This window comes from Megasphaera sp. AF13-6AC (assembly GCF_027685385.1).
In the GTDB taxonomy this organism is placed as follows: Bacteria; Bacillota; Negativicutes; order Veillonellales; family Megasphaeraceae; genus Megasphaera; species Megasphaera micronuciformis.
Genome location: NZ_JAQCUN010000081.1, coordinates 1 through 6,029, shown reverse-complemented (window position 1 = coordinate 6,029; position 6,029 = coordinate 1). Strand labels below are relative to the sequence as shown.

The window sequence follows — 6,029 nt, the reverse complement described above, 5'->3', positions numbered from 1 at the left end:
ATAGAACTGCGCCTTTTGGCTCACTTGTCACAAGATCCGACAATGATCGACGGCTTTAAGCATAATCAGGATATTCACCGTCGAACGGCATCGGAAGTTTTCGGCGTGCCTTTTGACGAAGTGACCGGTGAACTGCGCTCTCATGCCAAGGCGGTGAATTTCGGTATTATTTACGGTATCAGCGATTTCGGCCTGTCGCGAAATCTGGGGATTACACGCAATAGGGCTAAGGAATATATTGAATCGTACTTTGCCAGATACAGTACCATTCATGACTATATGAACGGGTTGGTGGAAGAAGCAAGACGCACCGGCGAATCACGTACCATGTTCGGTCGCTTACGCACCTTACCGGAAATCAGCAGTAAGAATTTTATGCGCCGTTCCTTTGCAGAGCGTACGGCAATGAATACGCCTATTCAGGGAAGTGCCGCCGACATTATCAAACTGGCTATGAATGCGGTTCAGAAAAAATTGGAAGCACTAAACCTGCACAGCCGCATGCTTGTACAGGTTCACGATGAACTGGTTTTAGAAGTGCCGGCACAAGAAAAAGAAACGATTGAACAACTTTTGAAAGAAACGATGGAAGAAGTCGTTACCCTGTCGGTACCGCTTATCGCCGATATTCATACGGGAACGAACTGGGAAGAAGCCAAGTAGGAGAACGTCATGCCTGAACTTCCGGAAGTAGAAACGGTCCGTGCGACCTTGGAACCCGTATTGACGGGAAGAACGATTACCCATATAGATATTACCTTGCCGCGTCTTATAAAAAATGCGACGGTAGAGGCATTTTCAAAGGCTCTTTCGGGCTGTACTTTTACTGCTGTGGGGCGTAAAGGAAAGTATTTGCGCCTTTGTACGGACGGATCGTCGGATTTACTTGTTCATTTGCGTATGACGGGAAGTCTTATTTATGACGCTGCAGGTGACAATAGGCCGAAGACGGCTCATATCGTCTTTCACCTTGATAAGGGCCTTCTTTACTATTGCGACATACGCACCTTCGGTTGTCTGTGGCTTGCAAAGCCGGGTGAGAAGACGGGTATTTCCGGCTATGACGACCTCGGTCCCGATGCTAATTCGTCGGCGGTTACGGCTGATTATTTGCGTGAAAAAATGAAAGCTTCGTCGCGAACTGTAAAGTCCTTTTTGCTTGATCAAACCGTTCTGGCCGGATTGGGAAATATTTATGTAGACGAAGCTCTCTTTCTTGCCGGCATTCGCCCGTCGCGTCGCTGCAATCACGTCGGTAAGGAGCGAACGCAGAGACTGGCAAAGGCCATTCATACCGTCTTGGCTGAAGGCATTGAATACGGCGGTACGACGATTCGGGATTTTGTCAACGGTAGCGGTCGGGAAGGGGGAAATCAGGAAAATCTGGCCGTTTACGGCCGTGAGGGAACGCCGTGCAAAACGTGCGGAACCCTTATTAAATACGTAAAGCAGGGCGGCAGGGGCACCCACTATTGTCCGCACTGTCAACACTAGGAGGCATACATGTATCGAATCGGCTTGACCGGCTCCATTGCTACGGGAAAGAGTACGGTTACGAATATGTTGAAAGAATTGGGAGCCTTTGTCATTGACTGCGATAAGAAGGCCCGAGATGTGGTGGCACCGGGAACACGGGGCCTTGCAAAAATTGAAGAAGCCTTCGGGAAAGAGGCAATAGCTGCGGACGGGTTCATGGATCGCGTCTATATAGGCGATTTGGTGTTTAGGAATCCGGAGATGAAAAAACGTTTGGAAAATATCCTCTTTCCCCTTATTTTTGAGGCCCTGAATGAAGAACTTTTGCGCCTTGAAAGAGAGGGTGTAACGCCTGTCGTCTTTCTTGACATGCCGCTTTTGTATGAAGTAAAATATGACTCGTACGTCGACGAGGTATGGCTTGTATACGTGCCCTTTGAAGTACAGCTAAGCCGCTTAATGAAGCGGAACGGCTATACGAAAGAAGAGGCGCTGTTACGGATTCATTCGCAAATTCCCGTCGATAAGAAAAAGGCTCTTGCTCAACAGGTAATCGATAATTCGGGAACCTTGGAAGATACAAAAGAGCAAGTGCGTTCTTTGTGGGAAAGGTTACAAATGCGTTTGTAAAACGGAGGCATCAGTGAGAAGAAAAAGCAGAACCGGTACAATTGTCATAGCCGTCTTTTTCGTTCTCCTGTCGGCATTTTACTTTTCAGGGTGGCGCCAGACCTTTATGCGTACCTTGGTATATCCTCTGGAATACGACTATATTGTTCGTGAATATGCTCGCGTAAACGGTGTGCGTCCCAGCTTGGTGGCAGCCGTCGTTTTGGCGGAAAGTAAGTTTAAGGACAATGCATCTTCTCATCGCGGAGCCAGCGGTCTCATGCAAATTATGCCCGAAACGGGCGAGTGGATTGCCGAAGAAACGGGTATGATCGGCTTTAGACCCGAAATGCTTAATGACGTCAGTACGAATTTGCGCATGGGTACCTGGTATTTAGCTTACTTACTGCGTGAATACGACGGCAATACGGTGTTGGCACTGGCAGCTTATAACGCCGGACGCGGGCATGTAGACGAATGGATGAAGGAATACGGTTGGGATAAAAATTTTTCCGAGATCGACAGTATACCCTTTTCAGAAACGCGGGAATATGTTAAAGTAGTAATGCAAAACGAAGAGAAATACAAAGAGTTGTATGAATTTTAGTTTTCAGGCGGTTGTGGCGGAATGGCAGACGCGCTGTCTTCAGGCGGCAGTGATCTTTGGTCGTGCGGGTTCAAGTCCCGCCAACCGCACCATTTTTACTCATGGACGAGAGATTAATCGAAACAGTGAAACAATGGAATATGGATGCGTCTCTCCCACTTCAGGTGGGAGATTTTATATTACGGAAGGATTTCTCCGAAGCGAGTCTTCAAGATGGTGATTACGCAGTCGTCTTTTCGTATGTAAACGAACGCAAGGGGTGGACCGTCGAAGGCGTGTATCATAACGGGTCGGGAGACTTTTCCGTACGTACGGATATCGGCATGCTGGAATTTACGCTCATTGAGTTTATAACGGACGATTTTGCGACCTTTGCAAAGATGGTCGAAAAGCGATTGCCGCATATTATTGAAACTCACTATGTGCACTGCCGGGAAGATTTTTCCGTTATTTTAACGAATAAGGGCGTTCCCGACGGTGACTGGCAGGACCTCTTACCCTTCGAGTACGCCGGCTTTGAGCGGATTATCGAGCCGTCTGAGGCCGTGCGGATTATTAACGGTTCTTACATGGTAGTAGCCTATTATGACGCATCGACTCGCAGCGGACTGTCGATTATGTACAACCTGTTGCGTGATGATTTTTTTGCAGAACGGCGTGTACGTAATTTCCCCAATCTCGTGCACGATTTTGACAGTAAGACGGTAGATGAATTGCGCACCGCTTTGTCGGAAAATTTGCGTTCCGTTTTGGACGACGTACGCGGACAGATAAAGTAATTACGCATTGTACGGACTCATTGCAAGTGGTATAATCATAAGTAATTTGTGGACTTTGTTTTGAGAGTGGGTGGAAACCCGCTCTCAAATTTTATGCGGACCTTATTTTTACGAACAGTTGGTGAAATGAATGAAACGAAGCGATATTGAACAATTGGTCTCACAAGAAGTAGAGACAATCATTGCCGGAACGGATTTGGAGCTCGTCGATGTCGAATACGTACGGGAACGGGACTGGTATTTACGTGTCTTTATTGATAAAGAAGGCGGCGTAGGCCTCGAGGACTGTCAGGCAGTGAGTGAAAAACTCTCCGAATTTCTCGATGTCAAAGATCCCATTACGGATAAATACTTGTTGGAAGTCTCTTCACCCGGGTTGGACCGTATTTTGAAGAAAGATACAGACTTTGTTCGCTATAAGGACCGCGATGTGGATGTACACTTTTTTACACCCTACAAAGGAGTTAAAAGCCTTACGGCTCGTCTTGTCGGCAAGGATGAAAGCGGCGTCGTACATCTTCTCATAGATGAAGAAGATGCGGCCATAGACAGCAAGGATATTTCGCAAATACGATTACATATAGATTTTTAACGGAGGTTGTGCAACAGTGAATAAAGAACTGCTCAGTGCCATTGAATACTTGTCTAAAGAAAAGGGCGTTACGGCCGATGTCATCTGTGATTCCTTGGAAGCCGTGCTGATTACGGCGTATAAAAAGGAATACGACGGAAACCCCAACGCTACAGTGCGCTTAGACCGGTTGACAGGCGACTACAGCATCGTGTCTCCCAAGACGGTTGTGGCTGAAGTAGCTGACGAAGAAAATGAAATATCCGTGGAAGATGCGCGAGCTATCGACAAGGGATATGAAGAAGGCGATGAAATTTTAGTAGATGTGACGCCGAAAAACTTCGGACGTATTGCCGCACAGGCAGCAAAACAAGTTATGATTCAACGGCTTCGTGAAGCGGAACGAAATATTGTATATGATGAATTTTACGGCCGTACGGACGATATCATTACGGGCATTATTCAACGAATTGAACAAAAAAACGTATATATTGATTTAGGTAAGGCTGAAGCCGTATTGCCTTATTCGGAACAGATTCCTACGGAAGAATACACGGTAGGACAGCGAATTAAATGTTATGTAGTTGAAGTAAGGAATTCGCCTAAGGGTGCGCAGATTCAATTATCCCGCACGCATCCGGGCTTGTTGAAACGCCTCTTTGAATTGGAAGTTCCCGAAATTTACGATGGCGTTGTGGAACTGCATTCCGTGGCTCGCGAACCGGGTAAACGCTCTAAGATTGCCGTTTACTCGCGCGATCCGAACGTGGACTGCGTCGGTGCCTGTGTCGGGCCGAAAGGTGCACGGGTGCAGAACATTGTCATGGAACTGCAAAACGAAAAAATCGACATCGTTAAGTGGGACGAAGATCCGGCAGTATACATTGCTAACGCACTCAGCCCGGCTCAGGTTGTTTCGGTCACGATTGATGAAGGTGCAAAATCGTCCGTCGTAGTCGTCCCCGACTACCAGTTGTCCCTGGCTATCGGTAAAGCCGGACAAAACGCCAGATTGGCGGCTAAGCTCACCAATTGGAAGATTGATATTAAGAGCGAAAGTCAAGCCGAAGACGGTGACGTGGCTACCGGAGACGATGATATTTTGGCTGAATTCGACGCAGTCGATAATGAAGCGACTTCCATGCCGGTTGAAGACGAAGTCTAGGAGGCCGACATGAAGATGAGAAAAATCCCGCTTCGTGTCTGTGTCGGTTGCCAGGAGCAAAAGCCGAAAAAGGAATTACTTCGGATTGTTCGCACACCGGAAGATACGGTGGAAATCGACAAGACCGGCAAAAAATCGGGTCGAGGCGTGTATGTCTGTGCCGACCCGGCATGTCTTGAAAAAGCGTATAAAGAACATCGGTTGGAACGGTCTTTGAAAAAAGCCGTTTCTGAAGAAATATATGATCAACTCCGTAAGGAGTTGGAATAATGAGCGACAAAGTATTGAATCTCGTCGGTTTGGCACATAGAGCCGGCAAGACAGTATGCGGTGCTCAGGCTGCAGAGCAGCAAATAAAGAAAAACGGAGCGGCCCTGTTGTTTTTGGCAAGTGACAGCGGTCCTACGAATGAAGAACGATATGTGCGATTCGGCACACGTAAACATATAGATATGATTCGAACGTACTCGAAAGAACAGTTGGGCCTGGCCTTGGGGCGCTCACAGACGGCGGTAATCGTCGTGACCGACAAGGGCTTTGCCGAAGCTATGATAAAGGCGGTACAGGAGATGGAATAAGTACGGAGGGGGTAACCAGATGACGAAAAGAGTATTTGAAGTAGCAAAAGAATACGGAGTACAGACAAAAGAAGTCATTCAGGCTTTGGCAAATAAAAATATAAAAGCGTCCAATTTTACGGGCGTAGATGATAAGATGAAGGCCGTCTTGGATACAGCATTTAAAGGCGGTTCCAAACCGGCACAACCGCAGCAGAAACAGTCGGCAGCGCGCTCGAACGGAGATAATCACCGCAATGCAGCT

The 6,029-nt window shown here is 47.4% G+C and carries 10 protein-coding genes and 1 tRNA gene; all 11 read left to right on the top strand.

Going from position 1 to position 6,029, the window contains the following annotated elements:
• Window positions 1-663, top strand: a 663-nt coding sequence (locus tag PGX78_RS05600; protein ID WP_270445815.1) for a DNA polymerase, incomplete at its 5' end; no start/stop codon positions are given.
• 9 nt (window positions 664-672) lie between these two features.
• A complete protein-coding gene (gene mutM / locus PGX78_RS05595) occupies window positions 673-1,494 on the top strand; it encodes a DNA-formamidopyrimidine glycosylase (protein WP_270445814.1) in 822 nt (273 codons plus the stop codon).
• Between the two features lie 9 nt (window positions 1,495-1,503).
• Window positions 1,504-2,106, top strand: a complete 603-nt coding sequence (gene coaE / locus PGX78_RS05590) for a dephospho-CoA kinase (protein WP_270445812.1) — start codon at window positions 1,504-1,506, stop codon at window positions 2,104-2,106.
• A 13-nt stretch (window positions 2,107-2,119) separates the two neighbouring features.
• Window positions 2,120-2,692, top strand: a complete 573-nt coding sequence (locus PGX78_RS05585) for a lytic transglycosylase domain-containing protein (protein WP_270445810.1) — start codon at window positions 2,120-2,122, stop codon at window positions 2,690-2,692.
• A gap of 7 nt (window positions 2,693-2,699) precedes the next feature.
• Window positions 2,700-2,784 (top strand) — tRNA-Leu (locus tag PGX78_RS05580).
• A gap of 33 nt (window positions 2,785-2,817) precedes the next feature.
• Complete coding sequence (locus tag PGX78_RS05575; RefSeq protein ID WP_270445808.1) at window positions 2,818-3,471, top strand: hypothetical protein; 654 nt, start codon at window positions 2,818-2,820, stop codon at window positions 3,469-3,471.
• Window positions 3,472-3,601: 130 nt separating this feature from the next.
• On the top strand, window positions 3,602-4,063 hold the full coding sequence (gene rimP, locus PGX78_RS05570; protein ID WP_270445807.1) for a ribosome maturation factor RimP: 462 nt from the start codon (window positions 3,602-3,604) through the stop codon (window positions 4,061-4,063).
• A gap of 16 nt (window positions 4,064-4,079) precedes the next feature.
• On the top strand, window positions 4,080-5,207 hold the full coding sequence (gene nusA, locus PGX78_RS05565) for a transcription termination factor NusA (RefSeq protein ID WP_270445805.1): 1,128 nt from the start codon (window positions 4,080-4,082) through the stop codon (window positions 5,205-5,207).
• Between the two features lie 9 nt (window positions 5,208-5,216).
• Window positions 5,217-5,477, top strand: coding sequence for an RNase P modulator RnpM (rnpM, locus tag PGX78_RS05560; protein WP_006942076.1), 261 nt, complete (start codon window positions 5,217-5,219; stop codon window positions 5,475-5,477).
• The gene (locus tag PGX78_RS05555) at window positions 5,477-5,785 is read left to right on the top strand and encodes a L7Ae/L30e/S12e/Gadd45 family ribosomal protein (protein WP_006942077.1); all 309 of its coding nucleotides are present in this window, start codon (window positions 5,477-5,479) and stop codon (window positions 5,783-5,785) included. The genes rnpM and PGX78_RS05555 overlap by 1 nt, the downstream gene beginning before the upstream one ends.
• A 19-nt stretch (window positions 5,786-5,804) precedes the next feature.
• Window positions 5,805-6,029 (top strand): translation initiation factor IF-2 N-terminal domain-containing protein (locus PGX78_RS05550; RefSeq protein ID WP_270445802.1); only part of this gene is annotated, 225 nt, incomplete at its 3' end.